Genomic DNA, 23142 nt, shown 5'->3' with positions numbered 1-23142 from the left:
TCACCAGGGCCCACGTACGGCAGAGGAGGTCACCCCCATGAGCCGCGACGACGGCGACGGCAACACCGAGTACGGAAGGAGGGCGTTCAAACGGTCCAAGGCGCATTTCTCGGACCGCATCACCGCGGACGGCCGGGACGGCTGGCCGGTGGAGGCCGGACGCTACCGTCTGGTCGTCAGCCGTGCCTGCCCGTGGGCGAGCCGGTCGCTGGTCTCCCGGCGGCTGCTCGGCCTGGAGGACGCCCTGTCCCTGGCCGTCGCCGACCCGATCCAGGACGACCGCAGTTGGCGCTTCACGCTGGACGAGGACGGCCGTGACCCGGTTCTCGGCATCCGCTATCTCAGCGAGGCCTACGACCGCCGGGAGAGCGACTACCCCGGCGGCGTCAGCGTGCCGGCGATCGTGGACGTACCCAGTGGGCGGCTGGTGACCAACGACTACCAGCAACTCACCCTCGACCTCGCGACCGAGTGGACGGCCCTGCACCGGGAGGGCGCGCCCGACCTGTACCCGGAGAAGCTGCGCGACGAGATCGACGAGGTGATGGCGGACGTCTACCGGGACGTCAACAACGGCGTCTACCGGGCCGGTTTCGCCACCGGGCAGGAGGAGTACGAGGCTGCCTGCGCCGGGGTCTTCCGACGGCTGGAGCTGCTCGCCGAGCGGCTGGAGCGGCAGCGGTACCTGGTCGGCGACACGATCACCGAGGCGGACATCCGGCTGTTCACCACCCTGGTCCGCTTCGACGCCGTGTACCACGGCCACTTCAAGTGCAACCGCTGGAAGCTGACGGAGAACCAGGTGCTGTGGGCGTACATCCGCGACCTGTACCAGACACCGGGGTTCGGCGACACCGTCGACTTCGACCACATCAAACGCCACTACTACCAGGTGCACACGGGCATCAACCCGACCCGCATCGTGCCGCTGGGCCCGGACCTGTCCGGCTGGCTCACCCCCCACCACCGTGAGGAGCTGGGCGGCAGGCCGTTCGGGGACGGCACACTGCCCGGGCCGGTCCGCGCCGAGGAGCGGATCCCGGCGGCGCACACCCCCTGACCACACTCAATCCCCTCATCGATCAAGGAGCTCCCGTGGCCAAGAAGAAGAAGATGTCCCTCGCGTACCAGCCCCTGGGGTTCGTCCTGGGCTGGTCGGGCGGCTGGCTGGCCGGGCTGGCCTTCCGCAAGACGTGGATGGCGATCCGGCACGAGGAGGACGCGCCGGACGCACTGGACAAGGACCGTGGCTGGGGCGAAGTCCTGCTGGCGGCCGCGATCCAGGGCGCGATCTTCGCGGTGGTGCGCAGCGCCGTGGACCGCGCGGGCGCCAAGGCCATCGAGCGTTCGACCGGCACGTGGCCGGTCGGCGAGAAGGGCGGCCGGGACTGACACGGCCGTCCGGCCCCCGCCCGGCGACGCGCCGAGCGGGGGCCGGCCTCGTTTCACACACCTGACCCGGTCGGCCGGTGCGGGCCCGCCGACGCCCTGCCGGGCATCTCCGCCCTGGCGGGGTCGCCGGGCCGGGGCCCGTCCGGCCGTGCCGTTCGTCGTCCCCTCGGTTCGGCCCTGCTCGCGGCTCAGCCCTGCTTGGGTGCCGTCGGGGCGGTGCGGCGCAGGGTGAAGGAGTGGCCTGCCGGGTCCGCGTAGCCGCGCTCCTCCAAAGGACCGGAGGGCTCCTTGGCCTCCAAGGGACGGCCGCCGAGACTGATGACGCGGCGCTCCACCGCGTCGAGGTCGTCCACCACGAACTCCAGATGGGCCTGAAGGGAGTTCTCGGGGCGGGGCCAGCTGGGCGGCGTCGCGTTGACGTCCCGGCGCAGCGCGATCCGGAAGCCGTCGGCGTTCCTGATCTCGACCCGGTTGGCGGTGGCGTCCGACTCCTCCCCCTCCAGTAGTTCCTTGTAGAACGCGGCGAGCTTCTCGGGCTCGGCGCAGTCGAGCACGAGGACCCCCGCTTTCACCAGTGCCATGTCTCCTCCGCAGGATTCCGGGCGCGGGGCGGTCGTGCCCCGCGGCCCTCTTTCTTGCGGATATCCCGGTGCGGCCGATTCAGTCGGTCGTCAACCACCGTCCGTCGCGCATGAGTTCGCGCCCGTCGAGTTCGTCGGCCTCCCGCCAGGCCTGCACCCGCCGCGGCACGATCCGGAAGTAGAGGTACGGCGTGGCGAGCCGGCGGGGGTCGAACCCGGTCTTGGCGGCGAAGAGTTCGGCGTCCTGCTCGGGCAGGTCGCCGGGCTGGACCGTCTCGACGCCGCCTTCGACCATGACGACGTCACGGGTCGGCCCGATACCCACACGGGCCCGGCCGGACGCGGCCAGGTTCCGTCCGGTGGGACTCGACGCGGGCGTGGCGAACAGCAGGTACGAGCCGTTCCAGAGGAAGGACAGCGGGACGAGGTACGGCGTCCCCGAGGCGCCGTCGGCCGTGGCGACCCAGGCGTCCACGTCGTGGTCCAGCCGGTGCAGGGTGTCCTTCTTGCGCTGCTCAGCGCTGCGTGCGGGTGGGGACGTCATCGTTCTTGCGCCTCCTGGGAGTCGTCGGAGCGGACGTCGACCAGTGTGGCGTGCCGGGACACCGGAGGCTCGGCGGACAAGCCGGGGCCGGTGAGGGAGGACGGAGTGTACGCAGCTCAAGCGCTTTCCGCCGTAACCGAGATCACGGTGGTGTCACGGAATGGCTCGATCACGCCTTGGGCAGTCTCGTACCGCTTCTCGGTTCAACGTTCGGACTGCGAAGCCGAGTTCGAGTGTGCGGCCGGTCACGACACCGTCCGCTCGCAGGGGCGGGGGGCTCTGCGGTCCGTCTCCCGGAAGGAAGCGCATGCCTCAGGACGTCCGGTTCGACCCGCCCTTCGACACACCGGTCGGCTCCCCGCACGCCCCGGGTGCGGCAGCGCCTCTCGGGTCCGCGGGCCGCGCCGCGCCTGACGGGCAGCGCGTGCTTCCCGATCCACACGACTGAGGCGGCGAATCAGGCGCTCGCCCTTCAGGAGGAGTGCCGTCCACGCAGCAGTCGTACCCCTCGCGATCGTGCGCGGCGGGAGCCAGAGCCGGTCGTGTGATGCCGGCTGTCCCGGCGAGGCCGTCGCGGAAAGTACAGAAGATTCCCGGACACGGCCGGTCGACGACCACGGTCGATCGATTCCGTTGCCATGACCACAGCTCATTGGGAGACCGGTGTGAAATCTCGAGTCGCAGGTGCTGTTCCGAAGGCGTCCACCGCCGGCCTGATCCCGGCGCAGCAAGGCGCCCCCCTTCAGCCCACGGATGCGGGAGCCGCCCTGGCCCACCTGCTGCTGGAGCGGATCAACGGGAGCACGGAGGAGTACCGGAGGTGCCAGGACGCCGCCCGGCAGCGGCTGGACGCACTCGGATCCGCCGAAAGCGGTACCACGCTGCGCGTGGAGGGTGCCCTGCATCTGGCGCGGCCCGCGTTCCTCCCGCCCGACGAGGAGGGGTACGCCAGGTTGAGGCGTCTCGACGCCGGCCTGCGCGTGATAGAAGAGGCCTTTCCGCAGGTCAGCACCGATGCCGAGGTCTGCCGGCTGACCTGCGTGATGCTGGAGGGGGCCTGGCGGACCCGGGCACTCGCCCCGCAGCGCGCGCAGGAGACGACGGCCGCCTGCACCTGCCCTCTGTGCCGCCGTCTGCCGACTCCCCCTGCTCGCACGCTGGACGACTACCACTGGCGGCACAGCGCGGGTCGCCCCCTCGCCGTCAAGACCTGGCCGCACCGCCGGGAACTCGACAGTGTCCTCACCGGTGGCTGGTCCTGGACCCGGCAGATGAACGATCTGGAGAGAGACCTCGGCCACCGCCACCGCTTCGAGGACGACATCCTCGTCTTCCACGAGTACAAGCGCGTGATCGACACCATCGACACGACCCGCCTCACCCAGCATGTCGAAGAGCGCCTTGCCGAGGACTTCAGCACCAACAGCGCACGGGCCCTGGTCTCCGGCCTCTTCGCGGCCCACAAGCGGTCCGTCGACGAGTACTGGCTCCAGCAGCACGACGCGGGCGACGTCGTCCTCCCCCAGACCAACCCCCTCGACCAGAGCACCTACTCGATCCTGCAGATGCTGGACTGCCTGTTCTGGCATGTCGCGCCGGACACGGAGCTCTGGCAGGAGGAGAACCTCGCCTCCCTGCTGCTGTGCCGCGCCATCGACGACATGGCCGACGTCCGGGCCGACGCGCTCACCGGTGAGATCAGCAACTTCTGGCTCGCCGACATGCCCACCCACACCAAGGCCCTCTACGCCGCCTGCGCCATAGCCATCGTCAAGTACGGCTGCATGCCCGAGGCGCACGACCCGATGTGGAACACCTGGCTGATGACGACCACCATCGTCTGGATGGGACTCACGGGCCGCCACGCCCTGTGGTTCGACGGCATCACCGAGGGCCTCCCCCCGGCCGAGGACTGTCCGCTGTGCGACCTGCAGCCCAACGCGTGCAGCGGCATCCTGACCCACGGCACCACCCTCACCCTCGCCCCGCGGCGCGCCGCGGCGGATCTGAGCCCCGGGGCCGCTGAGCTGTCCGCGCGCTGCCGGGTCCAACACCCGCAGGCGTGGGAGTTGTTCGACGCCGAGCTGCGTGCTTTCGAGGCACTGCACGGCCCGTGGCGCGGCAACACCGACAGCGCGTGGGAGATCCTGCGCCGCACCTACATCGCCGCCGTGGAGGCGTCCGGCGCCGATCCGTCCCCGGAGCGGGCCCGGCAGATCCAGGAGGACGCCGGGGTGGTGGGATCCGAGAAGTTCCACACCCTGCACGACCCCCGGACCGGCAGGGAGGACACCGCACTGCTCGCCTACATGTTCGGCGGCGCCCACCCGCATTTCCTCTGGAACGCCACGGGATACCGTCCCACGCGCGTCGCGGGCGACTGGCTGGACGGCTGACGCGAGGAGCACCGGCCGCCGGGTCGCCGCGTCGCGGGGTCACCACCGGCGAGCGGGTGAAGTACCGCCCGCCCGCACGACGTCGCCCGGCCGGAAGCCGGCCGGGCAACGGGTCCGCCGAGGTGGCCTGGACGGCGAACCCGATCGGCAGGCTGTCCGCCGAGGTGGCCTGGACGGCGAACCCGACCGGCAGGCTGTCCGCCGAGGTGGCCTGGACGGCGAACCCGACCGGCAGGCTGTCCGCCGAGGGGGCCTAGACGGCGAACTCGACCGGCAGGCTGTCCAGCCGGGACTCCCACGTGGAGGCGGTCGAGCCGAGTTCCTCCGGCGGTACGGCCAGGCGCAGGTCCGACAGCCGGTGCAGCAGCACGTCCACGCCGATCTCGATGATGGACTGGCCGATGTTCTGCCCCGGGCACTCGTGCGGTCCGGCGCTGAACGCCAGGTGCGACTGGTTGCCCTGTACGGCGACGGCCGAGTCGGGCCGTACCTCCGGGTCGAGGTTGCCGGCGGCCAGGCCCAGGACGAGCAGTTCTCCCTCCTGGACGTGATGGCCTCCGAGCTCCAGGTCGGCGGTGGCGAACCGGCCCGGCAGCACGGACAGCGGCGGCGCGTCCCACATGACCTCTTCCATCACCGAGGAGATGTTCAGCTCCCCGCTGACCAGACCGGACAGCCGGGCGGCGTCGGTGAGGATCCGTTGCAGGACCCGGGCCAGCAGATTGCTGGTGGTGGTGTGCGCGGCGATCAGCACCAGGCGCAGATGGCTGACGACCTCGTCGTGGTCGAGGCCGGCCGGGTGCTCCAGCAGGGCCGTGGCGAAGTCGGAGCCCGGCTCGGCCCGCTTGCGCTCGGCGAGGTCCGAGAGGATCTCCATGATCCGTTCGTTGTGTTCGAGGGCGCCCTCACCGCCCTTGAAGACCTGGGCGCACGATTCGATCAGACGCGCCCCGTCCGCCGCGGGAAGGCCCAGCATGCGGGTGAGCACGAGCATCGGCAGCTGCTCGGCGTAGTCGGCCACGAGGTCGGCGCGCCCGGCGTCGGCGAACGCGTCGATCTGCTTGTTCGCGAAGTAGGTGACGTGCCGCCGGATGCCCCGGGCGGCCGCCGCCTGCAACCCGTCGGTGACGGCGCCGCGCAGCCTGCGGTGCGGTTCGCCGTCCTGGGACACACAGTCGGGGCGCCAGCCGACCATGGGCATGATCGGCGAGGTCTCCTCGATCCGGCCCTCCCGCCAGTCCCGCCAGATCCGCGCGTCCCGGCTGAACTGGCGGGGGTTGTCGAGCACCCGCCGGTTGTCCCGGTAGCCGAGGACCAGCCAGGCGGGCACGTCGCCTTCGAGCAGGACCGGTGCCACCGAGCCGTGCTCCTTGCGCAGCCGCTCGTAGATGCCCACCGGGTCGGTCGCGGCCTCCGGGCCGTACAGACGGGCCGCTTCGGAGCCGTGGTGGGCGACGGGGCAGCCCCGCACGGCCTGCGGTCCGGATGCGGTCTGGTCGTTCATCGGGGCTCCAGGGCCACGGCGGAGCGTTCCTTCAGATGGTGGATCAGGGCGACGAGGACGTCCCGGCTGGCCGCCCGGTCGCGGGCGTCGAAGGCCACCACCGGGGTGTGCTCGGGGATGTCCAGGGCGTCCCGGATCTCCTCGACCGGGTAGTTCCGGGAGTCGGGGAAGACGTTCAGCGCGACGACGAAGGGGACGTCCTGGTGCTCCATCTCCTCGATCGCCCGGAAACTGGACTCCAGGCGGCGCGTGTCCACCAGGACGATCGCGCCGAGGGCCCCCTTGAACAGGCCGTTCCACAGGAACCAGAAGCGTTCCTGGCCGGGCGTGCCGAACAGGTACAGCACCAGGCTCTCGTTGATGCCGATCTTGCCGAAGTCCAGGCTGACGGTGGTCTGCGTCTTGTCGGCGACGCCGATGAGGTGGTCGACGTCGGCGCTGGCCTGGGTGAGGGTCTCCTCGGTGGTGAGCGGCTTGATGTCGCTGACCGACCGGACCATGGTGGTCTTCCCGGTGCCGAAGCCGCCCGCGATCATCACCTTCACCGAGCGGGTGTCCCCGGCCGAGCCTCCGGGTTGGTCAAAGCCTTTCAAGTCCACTGAGTACCTCCTCAAGGAGCGCGAGGTCGGGCCCGCGACCGGCTTCGTGCGCCGGGATGGGGTTACGGGCTTCGACGCGACCTGCGTCCAGCAGGTCCGACAGCAGCACCGCGAGAATGTTGAAGGGGAGCCCGAGGTGAGCGCCGAGTTCGGCGACCGACAGGGGGTCCCGGCAGCGGCGGAGGATCTCCTCGTGCTCGTGCTGCATGCCCGGTAACGGGGCGGCGCGGGAGACGACCAGGGTCGCCACGTCGAGGCTCGACGCCGAACCGCCCGGTCCGCTGCGCCCTCCGGTGAGGACGTAGTAGCGCTCGAGACCGGACGGGTCCGACGGTCTGCGGGGAGCACTCATCCAGAGTGCTCCTCCAGGCGCGGAGTGGTGCCGAGGAGTTCACCCATCCTGCGGGCCAGGTCCCTCATCTGGTGTCCCAGCAGCCCCTGGTCGAGGCCTTCCCTGGCGAGGACACCGAGGTACGTCTCCACACCGGCGCGCACGACGAAGAGGTGCCCGCCGTCCACCTCGATCATCGCCAGGCGCAACTGCCCGGCGTACGTGGGGAACTGCTCGGCGACCGGCTGGGCCAGGGCCTGCAGGCCGGCCACCACGGCCGCGAAGCGGTCGACGTCGTCGGGGTCTTCGGCGCCGTAGGAGGTGATGGCCTTGCCGTCGCTGGAGGCCACGAGGGCGAAACGGATCTCCTGGATGCTCTCGACGAGATCGCGGAGCGCCCAGCTCACGTCTGTTCCTTGTTGCGTCATGAGGACTAGTCGCTCTCTTCGGTGCGGTGCTCGGTGTACTCGCGGCCGGTGGGGGTGCCGTCGTCGCCGGCCGGCTCGGTGGCCTGTGCCGCGTCGCGTCCGGCGGTGGCGAAGGCGGCGAGTCCCGAGAAGGACGCGTCCGGCGGGACGGCGGCGACGGTGGTCCGGTCACTGCGCTCGGTGGCGGGTCTGGGCGCCTCCGTCTCGTTGCGCTTGCTGCGGCGCCGGGGCAGGCCGCCGGGTGTGGTGTCGCCGGTCTCGGTCCGCGCGGTTCGCTGTTCGGGCACGGTGGCCGTCTCGCGGGCCGGGGCGGTGGTGGCGGTACGGGTCTGCGGGGCGGACCCGGCCGTCGCGGGCGCGGCGGTGGGCGCGGCGGTGGGCAGCGGGCTGAAGTACTTGTGCGGGACCACGACCACCACGGAGGTACCGAGCCACGGGGAGTCCGCGAAGGTGACGCGGATGCCGTAGCGGCGGGCGAGGGCGCCGACGACGCGCAGACCGATGTTGGCGTCCTCGGTGATGCCGCCGAGGCCCGCGCCGGGCGCGGTGCCCGCGAGGGCGTGCTCTGCCTCGCGCTTCTTCTCCTCGCTCAGACCCTTGCCGGAGTCCTGGATCTCGATGCCGACGCCGTTGGGCACCTCCCTGCCGGAGATGAGTACCGGCTCGGTGGGCGGCGAGTAGCGGGCCGCGTTGTCCAGAAGGTGGGCGAGGATCAGGGTGAGGTGATCGACGAGGCCGCCGTCGACGCCGAGTTCGGGCAGGTGGCGCACCTGGATCCGGTGGAAGTCCTTGATGCGGCCGATGCCGCCGCGCACCACGCTCAGCAGACGCTGCGGCTCCTGCCACTGCCGGCCGGGCCGGTCGGAGCCGCCGAGTACGCCGATGCTCGCGGCGAGCGAGTCGGCGGGGCCGAGTTCCTGGTCGAGCTCCATCAGGCCCCGGGCGACGGCCGGCAGCCGGCCGTGCTCGCCCTGCATCTCGTGCAGCCGGCCGCGGAGCTTGCTGGTCAGGACGTGGATGCGGTTGCCGATGCTGATCACGGCCTGCTCGGCGGAGGTGGAGCGGTCGAACTCCGTCTCCAGGCCGATCAGGGAGGTGCGCAGCAGCTTGCGCAGTTCGGCCTGGAGTTCCGAGCTGACCTTGGCGCACTGGTTGACGGTGGGCAGCAGGTCGTCGATGGCGTCACCGGCGCGCAGTTTCGCCATCGCGTCGGGCAGCTGCTCGTCGGCGAGCCGGGCGACCGCGGCGAGCTGGTGGGAGAGCTGCTCCTGCCAGACCTCGGCCTGGTCGGCGAGCTGGGCCTCGTAGGACGTGGCCTGCTCGGTCAGCCGTTCCTCGTAGGCCCGGGACCGCTCGGCGAGCTGCGACTCGTACGTGGCGGTCCGGTCGGCGAGCTGCGCCTCGTAGCCGGCGCTCTGCTCGGCCAGACGCCGCTCGTACGTCGCGTTCTGCTCGTTGAGCTGGGATTCCAGGCCGGCGCGTTCGGCGGAGTACTTGCGTTCCAGGCCGGCCACGTGCTGCTGCCACTGCTGGTTGTGCTCGGCCTGCGTGGCGCGGAAGGAGCTCTCCGCCCGGTGCAGTTGTGCCCTGGTGCGCAGCAGCAGCCGCACGCACACGGCACCGGCCGCCGTCGCCGCGACTCCGGCGACGGCCGCGGTTATTCGCTCCGAGCTCATGAACGTGGCGGCGACGGTACCGCCTCCCAGGCCCAGCGGCATCAACCACCAGCTGTACCAGGCGACAGGGGCCCGCGCCGCCGGTGGCGGAGTGGCGAGTTCCATCTGCATCCTTCGAAGCAACACGAACGAACAGGGGGGGTGTGGATCGCACTCATGAGTACGCACCGCGGGTCGACTGGACGCGATCGCGTCAACTCGCAGCGCCGATCGGAACCCTATCGGGTTTGAACCCGAAAGGATCAATCTCGCCCGCCCCCGGACGTGAGGGTTCCGTCACCCTCCGACACAAGACAACAGGTCGACAAATGGCTTTGCTGTCAGTGGACTTGTCGTGGCGTCAGAAAAAAACACGGATGAGCCGCCGACGTCAGCGGGCGGTCTGGAACGTGCGCCGGTAGGCCTGCGGTGAGACGCCGATCGCCGCGTTGAGATGCTGGCGCAGGGAAGCGCCGGTCGCGAAGCCGACCCGGCCGGCGATCTGGTCCACCGTCAGGTCACTGGACTCCAGCAGGTGCCGGGCCCGGACCACGCGCTGCTGGATCAGCCAGCGGCCGGGGCTGAGGCCCACCTCGCCCTGGAAGCGGCGGGCGAAGGTGCGCTGGCTCATCCGCGCGTGACCGGCGAGGTCGGCCAGGGTGAGCGGCTCGCCGAGACGCTCCAGGGCCCAGGCGCGGGTGGCCGCGGTGCTCGCGGCGCCCTGCTCGGGGACGGGCTGCTCGATGTACTGGGCCTGGCCGCCGTCCCGGAAGGGCGGGACGACACAGCGGCGGGCGACGCTGTTGGCCAGGCGGCTGCCGTGGTCCTTGCGGACGAGGTGCAGGCAGATGTCCACGCCGGAGGCCGCCCCGGCGGAGGTCAGGAACGGGTGGTCGTCGACGAACAGCACGTCCGGGTCGAGGTCGACGCGCGGGAACATGCGCCGGAAGCGGTCGGCGACCTGCCAGTGGGTGGTCGCCCGGCGCCCGTCGAGGAGACCGGCGGCGGCCAGGACGAAGGCGCCGGTGCAGATGGAGACGATGCGGCTGCCGGGGCGGATGAGCGCGAGCGCGGCCAGGACGTCGCCGGACACCTCGTCGGCCAGACGGTCCGGGGCGACGGGCGCGATCACGACGGTGTCAGCGGTGGCGAGAATCTCGGGGCCGTGCTCCACGGTGACGCCGAAGTCGGCGTTGGTACGCACCGGACGGCCGTCGACCGAGCAGGTGAGGACCTCGTACCGCCCGTCGGCCGCCCCGAGGATCCGGCTGGGGATGCCCAGCTCGAAGGGATAGACCCCGTCCAGGGCCAGGACCACCACTCGTTCGCGTCGCATGGCACGATCGTATCGAATGTTGGCAATCTTGCCATTGGCGCGGCGGGCGCGGACCGGCACGCTGGTTGACCATGAGCACACAGAACACGATGCGCGCCATCAGCCAGGACGTCCTCGGCGGCCCCGAGGTCCTGAAGGAAACGGAGATCGAGCGCCCGGTACCGAAGCCCAACGAGGTACTGGTCCGGGTGCGGGCCGCAGGGGTCAACCCCACCGACTGGAAGCACCGCGCCACCGGCGGATTCCTGGGCGAGCCGCCCTTCGTCCTGGGCTGGGACGTCTCCGGGGTGGTGGAGGCGGTCGGCATCGGCGTCGTGGCCTTCGCACCCGGTGACGAGGTCTTCGGCATGCTGCCCTACCCCTACGGGCACGGCTCGCACGCCGAATACGTCATCGCCCCGGCCCGCGCCCTGACCCGCAAGCCGGCCGGCGTCGACCACATCCAGGCGGGCGCGCTCCCGCTGGTCTCGCTCACCGCCTGGCAGGCGCTGACCGAGCACGCGGACCTCCGGCCGGGACAGCGGGTGCTGATCCACGCCGCGGCCGGCGGGGTCGGGCACGTGGCGGTGCAGATCGCCAAGGCGCGCGGCGCTTACGTGATCGGCACGGCGAGCGCGGGCAAGCACGAGTTCCTGCGCGGCATCGGCGTCGACGAGACGATCGACTACCGGGAGACGGACTTCACCGAGGCCGTGAAGGACGCCGACGTCGTCCTGGACACGATCGGCGGCGACAACGCGCTGCGCTCGCTGCGCGTGCTGCGCCCCGGCGGAGTCCTCGTCTCGATCCTGCCGGTCGGCTCGGACGAGCTGTACGAGGAGGCCGGGCGGCTCGGCGTGCGGGCGCTGCGGATGCTGGTGGACGCCGACCGCGGCGGCATGGAGGCCGTCGCGGAGCTCGTGGAGACCGGGAAGCTGCGCGCCACGATCGCCGGGACCTTCCCGCTGGCCGACGCAGCCGAGGCACACGCCCTCGGCGACACCGGCCGCACGACGGGGAAGCTGGTTCTGCTGAACGACTGAGACGGCGTCCCGGGCGGTGTCAGAACGTCAGGACCGGCTTGATCGTCCTGCCGGACCTCATGTCCTGGACCGCCCGGTCGATGTCCTCGAAGGGATAGGTGGCGATCAGGCGGTGCAGCGGGAGCCGTCCGTCCTTCACCAGGGCGACCAGGGCCGGGATCATGGTCTGCGTCTCACTGTCGCCGAGGGTGAGGCCGACGACGCGCTTGCCGCCGAGGAGGCCGTTGACGTCGAGGGCGACCTCGGTGCCGAAGGGCGGGGCGCCGACCACGACCAGGGTGCCGCGGGCCGCGAGCGCGTCGACGCCGCTGCGCAGGACACCGACGTCGCCCGTGGTCTCCACGACCCCGTCCGCACCCTGTCCCCGGGTGATCTCGTCGAGGGCCGGGGCGAGATCCGTCCCGCTGGTGTCGACGGTGTGGGTGGCGCCCAGCTCTTGCGCCAGGGCGAGGCGATCGGCGACCCGGTCGACGGCGACGATCCTGGCGGCCGGGGTGAGCGCCGCCGCCATCACCGCCGACAGGCCGACCGCTCCGGCGCCCAGGACGACGACCGTGCCGCCGGTCTCCGGCCGCAGGACGTTCCATACGGCGCCCGCACCGGTCTGTACGCCGCAGCCCAGCGGGCCGATCGACGCCGGCGGCACCTCGGGGTCGACCTTGACGAGGCTGCGCTCGTCGGCCAGGGCCAGCTCGGCGAAGGAGGACTGGCCGAAGAAGTGGCCGCCCAGGGTCCGGCCGTCCCGGCTGATGGTGCCGGTGCCGTCGGCCCGGCTGCCGCCGATCAGATTCAGCGGCAGCCAGGTCGCGCAGTACGCGGGGTGCCCGCCGCGGCAGTTGCGGCAGGCACCGCAGGAGGTGAAGGAGAGCAGGACGTGATCGCCCGGCGCGACGCCGGTGACGGCGGAGCCGACGGCCTCGACGACGCCCGCGCCCTCGTGCCCCAGAACGCCGGGCAGCGGGAAGGGCAGCCCGCCGCTCGCGACGGAGAGATCGGTGTGGCACACACCGGCGGCGACCATGCGGACCAGCGCCTCGTGCGGGCCCGGTGGGTCGAGGACGACGTCGGAGAGGGTGAAGGGAGCGCCGCCGGACTCGACGACCGCGGCACGAGTGGTGAAGGGCATCGCCATGACTCCCTGACGGGTGCTCAGTCGAGCGAGACGACGACGGACTTGACCCTGGTGTAGCCGGCGAGGGCCTCGGGCCCGTACTCGCGGCCGTAGCCGGAGTCCCTCACGCCGCCGAAGGGCACCGCGGGGTCGAGCATCGCCCAGTCGTTGATCCAGACGATGCCCGCCCGGAGCCGGCCGGCGACCCGGTGGGCGCGGGCGAGGGCGGCGGTCTGGATCCCCGAGGCCAGGCCGTAGGGGGTGGAGTTGGCGAGGGCGACGGCTTCGTCCTCGTCGTCGAAGGGCTGCACGGTGAGGACCGGCCCGAAGATCTCCTCCTGGATCACTCGGGAGTCGTTCGCCAGGTCGGCGATGACCGTGGGCCGGTAGTAGTAGCCGCCGTCCAGGTCGAGCCGTTCTCCGCCGCAGACGACGCGGGCGCCCTCCGCGCGGGCCAGGGCGACGTACTCCTCGACCTTCTTCAGGTGCTTCTCGGCCGCCATCGGGCCGACGACCGTGGCCGGGTCGCGCGGATCGCCGACCGGCACACCGGGCACGGCCTCGGCGAGGATGCCGAGCAGCGTCGGATACACCGAGCGGGCCACCAGCAGGCGCGGGCCGGCCATGCAGAACTGGCCGGTGTTGAAGACGAAGCCCTTGATGACCGCGCCGACCGCCTTCTCCAGGTCGGCGTCCTCGAAGACGATGTGGGCGGCGTTCCCGCCGAGTTCCATGGTGACGGGCTTGAGCGCCTCGCCCGCGGCACTCGCCACGTGCCGGCCGATGGCGGTGGAGCCGGTGAAGGCGACCTTGTCGACACCGCGGTGCCGCAGCAGCGCCTCGCCCGCCACCGGGCCGCTGCCGGTGACGACGTTGACCACGCCGTCGGGGACACCCGCCTCCTGGAGCAGCCGGGCCATGTACAGGGCACTGAGCGGAGTCTCGTCGGCGGGCTTGTGGACGACGGTGTTGCCGGCGGCCAGTGCCGGGGCGATCTTCGAACCGGCCAGGATCAGGGGGAAGTTGAACGGAGTGATCGCTGCGACCACGCCGTGGGGCTCGCGCCGGGTGTAGGCGAGGGCGTTCACGGGGAGGTCGCGCAGGCCGCCGTCCTGGCTCTGCGCGAGATGGGCGTAGTACTCGTAGTCGTCGGCCGCGTTGGTGACGTCGACGGCGCCGCACAGCGTGATCGGCTTGCCGACGTCCAGGCTCTCCAGCGCGGCGAGTTCGTCGGCGTTGTCCCGGATCAGCCCGGCGACGCGCTGCAGGACCCGGCCGCGCTCGCGGCCGCTCAGACCGGACCAGGATCCGTCGTCGAAGGCCTCGCGGGCGGCGCGTACGGCGGCGTCGACGTCGGCGGGGCCCGCCTCGGCCACGGTGGTGACGACGGTACCCCGGGACGGGTCGATCACCCCGGTGCGCGCCCCGTCGGCGGCCTCCTGCCACCGGCCCCCGATGAACAACTGCCCGGGTGTGCCCTCGAAGGTGGTCATCGCCCACTCCTCAGCATTGTGGCCAAGTTTTCAATAAACAGGATTCCTGTCCGTTCGCAGTTTCGTGAGAGACAGGAATCCTGTCAATGCTCTAGCCTGCCTCCATGCTGGACGCACAGGTGACCAAGGCGCACCCCTCGCTGCTCTACATGGTGAAACAGGTGGAGCTGGTGGTCCGCTCCCAGCTGGACGAGCTGGTCAGGAGCTCCGGCATCACCGCGCTGCAGTACACGGCGCTGACCGTGCTGGAACGGCACGACGGGCTGTCCGCGGCCCAGCTGGCGCGGGACTCCTTCGTCACCGCCCAGTCGATCGCGGACCTGGTCCGCTCCCTGGAGGGCCGCGGGCTGGTGCGCCGGGAGCGCAACCCCCGCAACCGCCGGGAGCGGCTGATCCTGCTGACCGACTCCGGCCGCGAGGTGCTCGCCCGGCACGCCGGGCCGGTCCGGGAACTGGAGGAGCGGATGGTGCGCGGCCTCACCGCGCGCCAGACCGAGCAGTTCCGCCAAGCGCTCACCAAGGCCTGGCAGGCCCTGTCGTAGTCGTAGTCCGGCCGGGACAAGGGGACGCCCCCGGGTCACACCGGCGCGTCACGAAGCCGCGCCCGCACACGGCTTGGCACTGTGCCCGCGCACGTCGCGGCATCACGCCCGCACACGCCTCGGCATCACGCCCGCGCACGCCCCGGCGCGAACCTCGGCCAACTCGGCGGGCCTTCAAAGACATATGTCAATCGAACATGCTCAAATTCACTCGTTGGGGGGTAACTTGCAGGGCGGGGAACGACGTTGGACCCGTGCCCCTCCCCACGCACGGAGCAGGCTGGAGGCGATTTCGTCGTGCGGCAGGAACCTGCACCGCTCACCCGGCATCTGCGCGTCCGCCGGGAACGGGGCCACACGGTGCTGGAGTTCCGGGGTGAGATCGATCTCGCCGCGGCCTCGGAGATCGCGCCGCACCTGGACCGGGAGACGGACCGCCCGGCCGCCCGGGTCGTCGTCGACCTCAGCGGGATCGACTTCTTCGACTGCTCCGGACTGCGGCTGCTGTACCGGGCCCGCAGCCGGGTGCTCGACCGGCGCGGCCAGATGCTCCTCGTCTGCGCCCACCCGCTGACCCTGCGCGTCCTGCGGATCACGGGCCTGTCCCGGCTGCTGCCTCCGCACCCGACCCTGGATGCGGCGCTGGAACAGCCCGAGGCGACACCCCGCCCGTGACGGGCCCGCGCCCCGCGTGCTTCCGCCGGCGCCGGCCGCTCCCGGATCCGGCGGTCTGGCGGCGAGCCGGGTGGGCATCCGGACAGTAGGAAGGAGGGCCGTCGCATGACGACTCCCGTCAAGCGCCTCCCCAGGCGCATGCCCGGCTGGGCGAAGGTGGTGGCCGCGCTCGTGCTGCTGCTCGTCGTGTTCTTCGCGGGGATCCGGCTGAGTGTGATCCCGGGCCTGAAGGACCTGTTCGGCACCGAGACGCGGGACCGGTCCGGCCCGGCGCTGCTGAAGTCCATCCAGGACATCAGCCGCTACGACGCCGCGTCCGGCAATTTCCAGGTGGTCGTGGACCTGGAGAAGGACGCCAAACTCCTGCCCGACGCGATCCGCGGGACGCGGACGCTGTACGTCGGTGCGGGCACCGTCGACGCCTACGTCGACCTGGGCAAGGTGGGCGAGAACGACGTGAAGGTCAACGACGACCGCACGTCCGCCACCCTCCGGCTGCCCCACGCGCAACTGGGCAAGCCCGCCCTCGACCCCGACCGCTCCTACGCGGTCTCCAAGCAACGCGGCCTCCTCGACCGCCTCGGCGACCTCTTCTCGGACAACCCCAACGGCGAGCAGGCCGTCCAGAAGCTGGCCGTACGGCACATCGGGGACGCAGCGAAGGAGAGCGAGCTGACCGCACGCGCCGAGTCGAACACCACCGGCATGCTCGAAGGCCTGCTCCGCTCCCTCGGCTTCAAGCAGGTGCGCGTCTCGTACGGGAGCTGATCCGGCGCCCGGGCGACGGGGCGGGACCGTGGGTCCCGCCCCGTTGTGCGCCCACCGGAGGGAGTGCCCGGGCCGAACGCGGGCAACGGAGGGGAGGTGACGGTCCCGGGCGATCCCGCCCGGGACCGTGGCCGGGAACGACCCCCCACGGCATCGTCGGCACGCCCTGGGGTAACCGCCTTGTCACGCAGGGAAGTTGAAGAGTGGAGGACCCCCCATGGCCAGTGCTGCCTCACGTCCCCGGACCGCCGGGTCACCGAGCGAGCGCCGCCCGCTCCCGTGGCCCGTCCGGCTGCTGGCGATGCTGTGCGCGTTCCTGTTCATGGTCGCCTTCGCCGTGGTGCTGGCCCGGCTGACCCTGCAGCCCTCCCCCGCCTCGGAGGCGCTGACCCACAGCAATCTGCACCCCGGCAGCTCCCTCAAGGCCTACCTGGATCAGCCCGAACTGCGGGACGCCGTCAAGCAGATCGGCGGCAACATCCTGCTGGGCGTTCCCTTCGGCATCCTGGTGCCCGTGGTCGCCCCCCGCACCCGCGGCATCCTGCGCGTGCTGTTCCTGACCGCGATCGTGATGCTCCTGGTGGAGTTCGCCCAGGGGGCCCTGGTCACCGGGCGCGCCTTCGACATCGACGACGTCATCCTCAACACGTCGGGCGCGCTCATCGGTTACCTCCTCCTGGGACGCCGCCTCAGCAGGGCCGTGCACGCCCGCCGGCCCCGCACGGCCCGGACGGAGGAGAAGCCGTCCGCCGGCAAGGCCTAGGCCGGGTCCGCCGCTGAACTGGTCGGGCACGGGCGTCCAGGTGAAGAGGACCGTCGGCACCGGCTGGTGGTCGCCGATACGGGACGGTCAGTGCAGGGTCCAGGTGAACTTGTCCCCGCCCACCCAGCGGACCACGTCCGGATCGTCCATGTCGTGCACGGGGATGCCGTACGCGGCCGCGGCCGCCAGGACGTCGGTGACGGCCCGGGCCTCCCCGACCACCTGGCCGTCGATCTGCACGATCCGGAACGGCGGTGTACCCGGCTGGACCCCGAGCACCAGGATCCGCGGGTGGGATATGTAGGGGCTCGCGCTTTCGGTCATGCATCGAGCGTAGAACGCAACCGGCCGTGGCGCGGGTCCAGCAGCCGGCGGCCCGGCCACCGCTCAGGGACGGCGCCAGTCGTGGCCGGTCAGATGGGAACCGGCCTGCGGGCCCATCCGCAGCATGCCTCCGTCGACGCTCCAGGACGCGCCGGTGACGTACGAGGCGTCCGGACCGGCGAGGAAGGCGATGACCGCGGCGACCTCGCGAGCGTCACCGGGCCGGCCCAGCGGGATGCCGGGGCGGCTCTCGGTGTGCGGGTCGGTGTCCTCCTGCCCCGTCATGGGCGTGGAGATCTCCCCGGGGGCGACCGCGTTGACGGTGATGCGGTGCTCGGCCAGTTCGAGGGCCATGACCTGGGTCAGCAGCCCGAGCCCCCCTTTGGCGGCACAGTACGGTGCGGCGCCCACCCGCGGCTGGTGCTCGTGGACGGACGTGACGTTGATGATCCGGCCCCCCTCGCCGTGCCCGATCATGTGCCGGGCCGCCTTCTGCCCGCACAGGAAGGGCCCCACGAGGTCGACGTCGAGGACCTCGCGCACGTCGGTCAGCTCCAGGTCCAGGAAGGGCGTCATGGTGCCGGTGCCGGCGTTGTTGACCAGCACGTCGATACGGCCCAGTCGCTCGCACAGGTCGTCGACGGTGTCCGCGGCGTCGGGCAGCCGGGTGAGGTCCATCCGGGCGACCTCGGCGCGCCGCCCGTGCGCGCGCACCTCCTCGGCCGTCTGCTGCGCGCCCTCACGGTCCGTGTGGTAGGTGATGCCGACGTCCATGCCGGCCCGCGCCAGGCGGACGGCGGTGGCACGGCCGATGCCGGAGTCGGCGCCGGTGATCACGGCGACCTTCCCGGTGGGCGCGGTGGGGTCGGGCATGACGGGCCTCCTCGTCGACGGGTGAGGGCGAGGCATCGCAGTACCCGGGGGGATACGGCGCAAACCGCGTGCCCGTCGTGCGGCCCGGCGGGCGCTGGGGAACCCTTGAGGTGGAGGTGGCGATGGATCCCGTCGAGGCACTGGACCGGATCGCCTTCCTGCTGGAGCGGTCCCTGGCACCGACCTACCGCGTGCGCGCCTTCCGTACGGCGGCCCGTGTACTGAAGGACCTGGGCGGGGACGAGGTGCGCCGGCGGGCGGCGGACGGTTCGCTGGAGAGGCTCAAGGGCGTCGGCCCGAAGACCGCACAGGTCGTGCGGGAGGCGCTGGCCGGCGAGGTCCCCGGCTATCTGGAGAAGCTGGAGGGCGAGGCCGACCGGGCTCACCCGGTCGTGCGGGGCGGGGAGAAGCTGCGGGCGCTGCTGCGCGGGGACTGCCATCTGCACTCCGACTGGTCGGACGGCGGCAGCCCGATCGAGGAGATGGGCCGGGCGGCCGCGGAGCTGGGCCACGACTGGGCGGTGCTGACCGATCACTCGCCGCGGCTGACGGTGGCGCGCGGCCTGTCGCCCGAGCGGCTGCGGGAGCAACTGGACGTCGTGGCGGAGCTGAACGAGACCTGGACTCCGTTCCGGCTGCTGACCGGCATCGAGTGCGACATCCTCGAGGACGGCGCGCTCGACCAGGAGCCGGAGCTGCTGGAGCGGCTCGACGTGGTGGTCGTGTCGGTGCACTCCAAGCTGCGCATGGACGCACGGTCGATGACCCGGCGGATGGTGGCCGCCGTGCGGGACCCGCACTCGGACGTGCTCGGGCACTGCACGGGGCGGCTGCTGACCGGGCGGGGACGGCCCGAGTCGGAGTTCGACGCGGACGAGGTGTTCGCGGCGCTCGCGGAGACGGGCACGGCCCTGGAGATCAACAGCAGGCCGGAGCGGCTGGACCCGCCGCGGCGGCTGCTGCGGCGCGCCGTGGACGCCGGGGTGCTGTTCTCCGTCGACACCGACGCGCACGCGCCGGGACAGCTGGACTGGCAGATCAACGGGTGCGCGCGGGCGGAGGAGTGCGGGGTGCCGCCCGAGCGGGTGGTGACCACGTGGTCCCTCGAGGAACTGCTGGCCTGGACCGGTGAGCGGCGCATGCCGTCGGGCGTGGCGGGCGGCTGACGTGGTACCCGGCGCGGCCGGAGAGAAAGGGACTGCACCTATGGGACGCGCGGAACGAGCGGCCGTGTTCGACGTGGACGGCACGCTGGTCGACACCAATCATCTGCATGTCGTGGCCTGGTGGGAGGCTTTCCGGCAGGCGGGCCACCAGGTGCCGATGCACGCCGTCCACCGGGCCGTGGGACTGCCGTCGACCGACCTGGTCGCCCATCTGCTGGGCGACGACCGGGACACGGACCAGGACGCGGACATCAGCGCCGGGCACAAGGCGCTGTACGGGCAGTACTTCGACCGGCTGCCCGCGCTGCCGGAGGCCGGAGCACTGCTGCGGCGGCTGCACCGGGACGGGTGGACGGTGGTGCTGGCCACCTCGGCGGGCGGCGCGGAGCTGGGCGCGCTGCGCCGGGCGATCGACGCGGACGAGGCCATCGCCGCCACGGCCAGCGCCGACGACGTCGAGCAGGGCAAACCCGCCCCCGAGCCGGTCGAGTACGCCCTGGAGCTGGCCGGGGTGCCGGCCCGGCGGGCGGTGTTCGTCGGCGACACCGTGTGGGACATGCAGGCGGGCAGCAGGGCCGGGGTGACCTGCGTGGGTGTCCTGTGCGGCGGCATCCCGCGCGCCGACCTCGCCGCATCCGGCGCGGACGCGGTCTATGCCGACCCCGCGCACCTGCTGTCCGCCCTCGGCGACAGCCCGCTGGCATGAAGGAACGTGAAACCGCCGGTCAGGCGGATACCCGCAGCGAATGACGCGTGTGACGAGTGCGGTACGGCGGACGGCGGAGGCCTTCCGCGGGCGGAGGGACATGAACGGAGACACGGGGGCGGCGTCGGACGCGCGGCCCCGGGGAGCGGCCGCGGACCAGAGGCGGATCGAGCATCTGGAGCAGGGGAAGCGGACGGTGCGGCCGGTGCGGCCGGTGGACGCCGTGCGGCGGGAGTCGCGGGCGGCCTGGGAGGCCGTGCTGGCGGCGTGGCGCGGGCCCGGCCGGGAGCGGGACCTGGTCGTCCAGTCGCTGAAGGCGGCCGGGGCGGCCGTGCTCGCCTGGCTGGTGGGCGGCGTCTGGATGGACGACCCGCTGGCGCTGATGGCGCCCTGGGTGGCGCTGGTGCTGGTGCAGGCCACGGTGTTCAGCTCCCTGGTGCAGGGGGCGCGGCAGTTCGGGGCCATCTGCGTGGGCACGCTGGTGGCCTCGGCGGCGCAGGCGATCACCGACGACACGCTCGGTGCGATCGCCCTGTCCGTGCCGGTGCTGATGCTGCTCGCGAACTGGCCCCGCTTCGGGGACCAGGGCATCTACGCGGCGACGACGGCCCTGTTCACCATCTCCTCGGGCATGGTGAGCCTGTCCGCCGTCGGGCACCGGGTGGGCCAGGCGGCGATCGGCGCGGTCATCGGCGTCGCCGTCAACGCGCTCGTCCTGCCGCCCATCCACCTGCGGGACGTTCGGGCGAACCTGGCGGCGCTCGCGCGGGAGTCGGGCGAGGTGCTGCACCTGGTCGCCGGCGATCTGCGCGAGGGCGAGTGGGACGCGCAGACCGCCGGTGGCTGGGTCGCCGCGGCGAACCGGCTGGACCACCGCCTGAAGGCGCTGCGCTCGGCGCGCCGGTGGTCGCAGGAGAGCCTGCGCCTGACCTATGCCCCGCTGCGCGCCCTGCACCGCGTACCGCACGACGGTGCGCTGCCGTCGGAGGACGAGGACGAGCGGCTCGCCCGGGTCACCGGGCACGTCGGCACGCTCACCCGGGCCCTCGCGGTGTCCGTGGACGACAACCGGTCCCCCGCCCCGCCGGAGGGCCCGGCCCTGCGCTCGTACGCGCGGCTGCTGGAGCTGATCGGGGACGCCCTGTGCGCCGAGGCCGACAGCCTGCTCGACGGCGGCGTGACCGCCCGGCCGGACGACGAGACGCAGAAGGCGATGCGGGAACTGCAGGAGGAGTTGCAGGAGGGGCTGCGCCGGAACGCCGGGGAGGGCGCCGCCCACACGGCGGTCCTGGGCACCCTGCTGCTCCAGGCGGAGAACCTCTGGGCGGAGACGGTCACGGGCGACGAGGACCGGTGACGTACCCGGGCCGTCGGGGGTCCGGGACGGGGAAGCCGGGTACTCGGTCACCTCTCGTGGAACAGGGTGGCCGAGAGGAGCACGCGGTGAGCAGCACAACGGGCAAGAAGGTCGTCGTCACGGGTGCCACCGGCAACGTCGGCACGAGCGTGGTGCGCCTGCTGTCGCAGGACCCGGAGGTCGCCTCCGTGCTGGGGCTGGCCCGGCGCATCCCCGACTGGTCGCCGCCGAAGACGGACTGGGCCGCCGTCGATCTGGCCTCCGAACGGTCCGGCCTGGCGGAGCGTTTCTCGGGCGCCGACGCGGTGGTCCATCTGGCGTGGGCGTTCCAGCCCACGCACGATCCGGCGTCGACCTGGCGCACCAATGTGCTCGGCAGCATGCGCGTCTTCGAGGCGGCGGCCACCGCCGGCGTTCCGGCGCTGGTGCACGCCTCGTCGGTCGGCGCGTACTCGCCCGGGCCGAAGGACGAGGCGGTCGACGAGTCCTGGCCGACGCACGGCTGGCCGGATGCCGCGTACTGCCGGGAGAAGGCCTATCTGGAGCGGGCGCTGGACACCTTCGAGCGTGACCACCCCACGACGCGGGTGGTGCGGATGCGGCCCGCCTTCCTGTTCCGGCGGGAGTCCGCCAGCGAACAGCGCCGCATCTTCGGCGGCAAGTTCCTGCCCGGACCGCTGGCCCGCCCCGAGCTGCTGCCGGTCCTGCCCGACATCCCGGGGCTGCGGATGCAGGCCCTGCACACGGACGACGCGGCGCACGCCTACCGGCTCGCGCTGCACTCCGATGTCCGGGGCGCCTTCAACCTGGCGGCGGACCCGCCGGTCGACGCGCGGCTGCTGGGCGAGATGTTCGACGCGCGTCCGGTGCGGTTGCCGCGCACGGCGGCCCGGTCGGCGATCGCCGCCGCGTGGGGCCTGCACCTGCTGCCCGCCTCACCGCACCTGTTCGACGCGGTCCTGCGGCTGCCGCTCATGGACTGCACGCGGGCGCGCACGGAGCTGGGCTGGCGGCCGGAGCACACGGCTCCCGAAGTGCTGGAGGAGTTCCTGCTGGGCCTGCGGGAGGGCGCGGGAGCGCGGACGGAGCCGCTGCGCGGACGCAAGGTGGGCTGAGCCGGCGGCCTGCGCCGGGCCAGGGCACGCCGTGCGCACGGGCACGCCCACCGGGCATGTCGGATGGACCGGGTGGACCGGGTGGACCGGGACATGACCGAGGGCCGCAGCCGACCCCCACAGTCGGCTGCGGCCCTCGGTTCGGGACGCCCTCCTAGGCGGAGGGCTCGTCCGGCACCGGGTGCTCGGGGTGAACCGTTCCCGAGCGCGGTGCTCCTTGCCGGCCCGTCCCCGCTTCGTCCGTGTCGGGGACGTCACCGGCGGGCTCATCGGTCTCGTCGTCGCTCCGGCGCGCGTCCTTCTCGCCGGTGCCCGTGAAGCGCGGGGCGACCTCCCACGGGTCCTCGCCGTCGTCGGCCTGCTGGTCAGGCATGTCCCGCGGAATGGGCTGACCGTTCTCGCCGGGTCCTTCGAGGCGGTGGTCGGTCACGGCGTGCTCCCTTCTGTGGTCCGGGCGCCAC

At 72.3% G+C, this 23142-nt stretch carries 26 protein-coding genes; 13 read left to right on the top strand and 13 right to left on the bottom strand.

Annotation, left to right across the window (positions count from 1 at the left end):
* Positions 1-37: 37 nt before the first annotated feature.
* Entirely contained in the window at positions 38-1060 is a 1023-nt protein-coding gene (locus tag ACFV20_RS11335) for a glutathione S-transferase family protein (protein ID WP_385655122.1), read from the top strand.
* Between the two features lie 35 nt (positions 1061-1095).
* A complete protein-coding gene (locus ACFV20_RS11330; protein WP_031108703.1) occupies positions 1096-1392 on the top strand; it encodes a DUF4235 domain-containing protein in 297 nt (98 codons plus the stop codon).
* A gap of 188 nt (positions 1393-1580) precedes the next feature.
* On the opposite strand, the gene ACFV20_RS11325 is transcribed toward ACFV20_RS11330, so the two are convergent.
* The gene (locus tag ACFV20_RS11325; protein ID WP_385655120.1) at positions 1581-1973 is read right to left on the bottom strand and encodes a VOC family protein; all 393 of its coding nucleotides are present in this window, start codon (positions 1971-1973) and stop codon (positions 1581-1583) included.
* A 79-nt stretch (positions 1974-2052) separates the two neighbouring features.
* On the bottom strand, positions 2053-2517 hold the full coding sequence (locus ACFV20_RS11320; RefSeq protein ID WP_385655119.1) for a pyridoxamine 5'-phosphate oxidase family protein: 465 nt from the start codon (positions 2515-2517) through the stop codon (positions 2053-2055).
* Positions 2518-3182: 665 nt separating this feature from the next.
* Here ACFV20_RS11320 and ACFV20_RS11315 point away from each other — a divergent pair.
* Positions 3183-4913, top strand: coding sequence for a hypothetical protein (locus ACFV20_RS11315; protein WP_385655117.1), 1731 nt, complete (start codon positions 3183-3185; stop codon positions 4911-4913).
* 56 nt (positions 4914-4969) lie between these two features.
* Positions 4970-5170, top strand: a complete 201-nt coding sequence (locus tag ACFV20_RS11310; RefSeq protein WP_385655116.1) for a hypothetical protein — start codon at positions 4970-4972, stop codon at positions 5168-5170.
* On the opposite strand, the gene ACFV20_RS11305 is transcribed toward ACFV20_RS11310, so the two are convergent.
* The 6 genes from ACFV20_RS11305 to ACFV20_RS11280 form a co-directional block, all read right to left on the bottom strand.
* On the bottom strand, positions 5167-6417 hold the full coding sequence (locus tag ACFV20_RS11305; RefSeq protein WP_385655114.1) for a cytochrome P450: 1251 nt from the start codon (positions 6415-6417) through the stop codon (positions 5167-5169). The two genes, ACFV20_RS11310 and ACFV20_RS11305, sit on opposite strands and share 4 nt — an antisense overlap.
* Positions 6414-7016 (bottom strand): ATP/GTP-binding protein, encoded by a 603-nt coding sequence (locus ACFV20_RS11300; RefSeq protein WP_385655112.1) that lies wholly within the window; start codon positions 7014-7016, stop codon positions 6414-6416. Before ACFV20_RS11300 ends, ACFV20_RS11305 begins: the two co-directional genes overlap by 4 nt.
* On the bottom strand, positions 6997-7368 hold the full coding sequence (locus ACFV20_RS11295) for a DUF742 domain-containing protein (protein WP_030845180.1): 372 nt from the start codon (positions 7366-7368) through the stop codon (positions 6997-6999). Before ACFV20_RS11295 ends, ACFV20_RS11300 begins: the two co-directional genes overlap by 20 nt.
* Positions 7365-7775 carry a roadblock/LC7 domain-containing protein gene (locus ACFV20_RS11290; RefSeq protein WP_097222428.1) on the bottom strand — a complete coding sequence of 137 codons (411 nt, stop codon included), beginning with the start codon at positions 7773-7775 and terminating at the stop codon, positions 7365-7367. Before ACFV20_RS11290 ends, ACFV20_RS11295 begins: the two co-directional genes overlap by 4 nt.
* 5 nt (positions 7776-7780) lie before the next feature.
* A complete protein-coding gene (locus ACFV20_RS11285) occupies positions 7781-9556 on the bottom strand; it encodes an ATP-binding protein (RefSeq protein WP_385655111.1) in 1776 nt (591 codons plus the stop codon).
* A gap of 265 nt (positions 9557-9821) precedes the next feature.
* The gene (locus ACFV20_RS11280; RefSeq protein ID WP_385655109.1) at positions 9822-10766 is read right to left on the bottom strand and encodes a GlxA family transcriptional regulator; all 945 of its coding nucleotides are present in this window, start codon (positions 10764-10766) and stop codon (positions 9822-9824) included.
* A 71-nt stretch (positions 10767-10837) separates the two neighbouring features.
* Here ACFV20_RS11280 and ACFV20_RS11275 point away from each other — a divergent pair, with 71 nt between their 5' ends.
* Positions 10838-11788, top strand: a complete 951-nt coding sequence (locus ACFV20_RS11275) for an NADP-dependent oxidoreductase (protein WP_385655108.1) — start codon at positions 10838-10840, stop codon at positions 11786-11788.
* 19 nt (positions 11789-11807) lie between these two features.
* Here ACFV20_RS11275 and ACFV20_RS11270 read toward each other — a convergent pair whose 3' ends face one another.
* Both ACFV20_RS11270 and ACFV20_RS11265 read right to left on the bottom strand, forming a co-directional pair.
* Entirely contained in the window at positions 11808-12914 is a 1107-nt protein-coding gene (locus ACFV20_RS11270; RefSeq protein ID WP_385655107.1) for an NAD(P)-dependent alcohol dehydrogenase, read from the bottom strand.
* A 23-nt stretch (positions 12915-12937) separates the two neighbouring features.
* The gene (locus tag ACFV20_RS11265; protein ID WP_385655106.1) at positions 12938-14392 is read right to left on the bottom strand and encodes an aldehyde dehydrogenase family protein; all 1455 of its coding nucleotides are present in this window, start codon (positions 14390-14392) and stop codon (positions 12938-12940) included.
* Positions 14393-14496: 104 nt separating this feature from the next.
* On the opposite strand from ACFV20_RS11265, the gene ACFV20_RS11260 reads away from it, so the two are divergent.
* The 4 genes from ACFV20_RS11260 to ACFV20_RS11245 all read left to right on the top strand — a co-directional run bounded on the left by ACFV20_RS11260 (position 14497) and on the right by ACFV20_RS11245 (position 17140).
* A complete protein-coding gene (locus ACFV20_RS11260; protein ID WP_385655104.1) occupies positions 14497-14934 on the top strand; it encodes a MarR family winged helix-turn-helix transcriptional regulator in 438 nt (145 codons plus the stop codon).
* Positions 14935-15231: 297 nt separating this feature from the next.
* Complete coding sequence (locus ACFV20_RS11255) at positions 15232-15609, top strand: anti-sigma factor antagonist (RefSeq protein WP_385655103.1); 378 nt, start codon at positions 15232-15234, stop codon at positions 15607-15609.
* A gap of 105 nt (positions 15610-15714) precedes the next feature.
* The gene (locus tag ACFV20_RS11250) at positions 15715-16377 is read left to right on the top strand and encodes a DUF4230 domain-containing protein (RefSeq protein ID WP_385655102.1); all 663 of its coding nucleotides are present in this window, start codon (positions 15715-15717) and stop codon (positions 16375-16377) included.
* A gap of 217 nt (positions 16378-16594) precedes the next feature.
* Positions 16595-17140, top strand: a complete 546-nt coding sequence (locus ACFV20_RS11245) for a VanZ family protein (RefSeq protein WP_385655100.1) — start codon at positions 16595-16597, stop codon at positions 17138-17140.
* A gap of 87 nt (positions 17141-17227) precedes the next feature.
* Here ACFV20_RS11245 and ACFV20_RS11240 read toward each other — a convergent pair whose 3' ends face one another.
* On the bottom strand, positions 17228-17464 hold the full coding sequence (locus ACFV20_RS11240; RefSeq protein ID WP_234845778.1) for a hypothetical protein: 237 nt from the start codon (positions 17462-17464) through the stop codon (positions 17228-17230).
* Positions 17465-17527: 63 nt separating this feature from the next.
* On the bottom strand, positions 17528-18337 hold the full coding sequence (locus ACFV20_RS11235; protein WP_385655098.1) for an SDR family oxidoreductase: 810 nt from the start codon (positions 18335-18337) through the stop codon (positions 17528-17530).
* Positions 18338-18459: 122 nt separating this feature from the next.
* Between ACFV20_RS11235 and ACFV20_RS11230 the strand changes: the two genes are divergently transcribed.
* From ACFV20_RS11230 to ACFV20_RS11215, 4 genes are all read left to right on the top strand, one after another.
* Positions 18460-19503, top strand: a complete 1044-nt coding sequence (locus ACFV20_RS11230) for a PHP domain-containing protein (protein WP_385655097.1) — start codon at positions 18460-18462, stop codon at positions 19501-19503.
* A gap of 40 nt (positions 19504-19543) precedes the next feature.
* Positions 19544-20209, top strand: coding sequence for an HAD family hydrolase (locus ACFV20_RS11225; protein ID WP_385655095.1), 666 nt, complete (start codon positions 19544-19546; stop codon positions 20207-20209).
* A 100-nt stretch (positions 20210-20309) separates the two neighbouring features.
* Complete coding sequence (locus tag ACFV20_RS11220; RefSeq protein WP_385655094.1) at positions 20310-21566, top strand: aromatic acid exporter family protein; 1257 nt, start codon at positions 20310-20312, stop codon at positions 21564-21566.
* Between the two features lie 86 nt (positions 21567-21652).
* On the top strand, positions 21653-22681 hold the full coding sequence (locus ACFV20_RS11215) for an SDR family oxidoreductase (protein WP_385655093.1): 1029 nt from the start codon (positions 21653-21655) through the stop codon (positions 22679-22681).
* Between the two features lie 154 nt (positions 22682-22835).
* On the opposite strand, the gene ACFV20_RS11210 is transcribed toward ACFV20_RS11215, so the two are convergent.
* Positions 22836-23111: a hypothetical protein gene (locus tag ACFV20_RS11210; protein ID WP_385655091.1), complete on the bottom strand. Its 276-nt coding sequence runs from the start codon at positions 23109-23111 to the stop codon at positions 22836-22838.
* Positions 23112-23142: the final 31 nt, after the last annotated feature.

Source organism: Streptomyces sp. NPDC059696 (assembly GCF_042733745.1).
Lineage (GTDB): Bacteria > Actinomycetota > Actinomycetes > Streptomycetales > Streptomycetaceae > Streptomyces.
Note: the sequence above shows the minus strand (reverse complement) of the source record. Positions and strands in the feature narration are given on the sequence as shown.

Bases quoted from the DNA above. Each gene is read 5' to 3' on its own strand.
- ACFV20_RS11280 (WP_385655109.1), bottom strand. From the start codon at position 10,766: ATGCGACGCGAACGAGTGGTGGTCCTGGCCCTGGACGGGGTCTATCCC.
- ACFV20_RS11275 (WP_385655108.1), top strand. From the start codon at position 10,838: ATGAGCACACAGAACACGATGCGCGCCATCAGCCAGGACGTCCTCGGC.
- ACFV20_RS11335 (WP_385655122.1), top strand. From the start codon at position 38: ATGAGCCGCGACGACGGCGACGGCAACACCGAGTACGGAAGGAGGGCG.
- ACFV20_RS11245 (WP_385655100.1), top strand. From the start codon at position 16,595: ATGGCCAGTGCTGCCTCACGTCCCCGGACCGCCGGGTCACCGAGCGAG.
- ACFV20_RS11320 (WP_385655119.1), bottom strand. From the start codon at position 2,517: ATGACGTCCCCACCCGCACGCAGCGCTGAGCAGCGCAAGAAGGACACC.
- ACFV20_RS11230 (WP_385655097.1), top strand. From the start codon at position 18,460: ATGGATCCCGTCGAGGCACTGGACCGGATCGCCTTCCTGCTGGAGCGG.
- ACFV20_RS11285 (WP_385655111.1), bottom strand. From the start codon at position 9,556: ATGGAACTCGCCACTCCGCCACCGGCGGCGCGGGCCCCTGTCGCCTGG.
- ACFV20_RS11325 (WP_385655120.1), bottom strand. From the start codon at position 1,973: ATGGCACTGGTGAAAGCGGGGGTCCTCGTGCTCGACTGCGCCGAGCCC.
- ACFV20_RS11235 (WP_385655098.1), bottom strand. From the start codon at position 18,337: ATGCCCGACCCCACCGCGCCCACCGGGAAGGTCGCCGTGATCACCGGC.
- ACFV20_RS11305 (WP_385655114.1), bottom strand. From the start codon at position 6,417: ATGAACGACCAGACCGCATCCGGACCGCAGGCCGTGCGGGGCTGCCCC.
- ACFV20_RS11220 (WP_385655094.1), top strand. From the start codon at position 20,310: ATGAACGGAGACACGGGGGCGGCGTCGGACGCGCGGCCCCGGGGAGCG.
- ACFV20_RS11225 (WP_385655095.1), top strand. From the start codon at position 19,544: ATGGGACGCGCGGAACGAGCGGCCGTGTTCGACGTGGACGGCACGCTG.
- ACFV20_RS11240 (WP_234845778.1), bottom strand. From the start codon at position 17,464: ATGACCGAAAGCGCGAGCCCCTACATATCCCACCCGCGGATCCTGGTG.
- ACFV20_RS11250 (WP_385655102.1), top strand. From the start codon at position 15,715: ATGACGACTCCCGTCAAGCGCCTCCCCAGGCGCATGCCCGGCTGGGCG.
- ACFV20_RS11290 (WP_097222428.1), bottom strand. From the start codon at position 7,775: ATGACGCAACAAGGAACAGACGTGAGCTGGGCGCTCCGCGATCTCGTC.
- ACFV20_RS11260 (WP_385655104.1), top strand. From the start codon at position 14,497: ATGCTGGACGCACAGGTGACCAAGGCGCACCCCTCGCTGCTCTACATG.
- ACFV20_RS11265 (WP_385655106.1), bottom strand. From the start codon at position 14,392: ATGACCACCTTCGAGGGCACACCCGGGCAGTTGTTCATCGGGGGCCGG.
- ACFV20_RS11270 (WP_385655107.1), bottom strand. From the start codon at position 12,914: ATGCCCTTCACCACTCGTGCCGCGGTCGTCGAGTCCGGCGGCGCTCCC.
- ACFV20_RS11295 (WP_030845180.1), bottom strand. From the start codon at position 7,368: ATGAGTGCTCCCCGCAGACCGTCGGACCCGTCCGGTCTCGAGCGCTAC.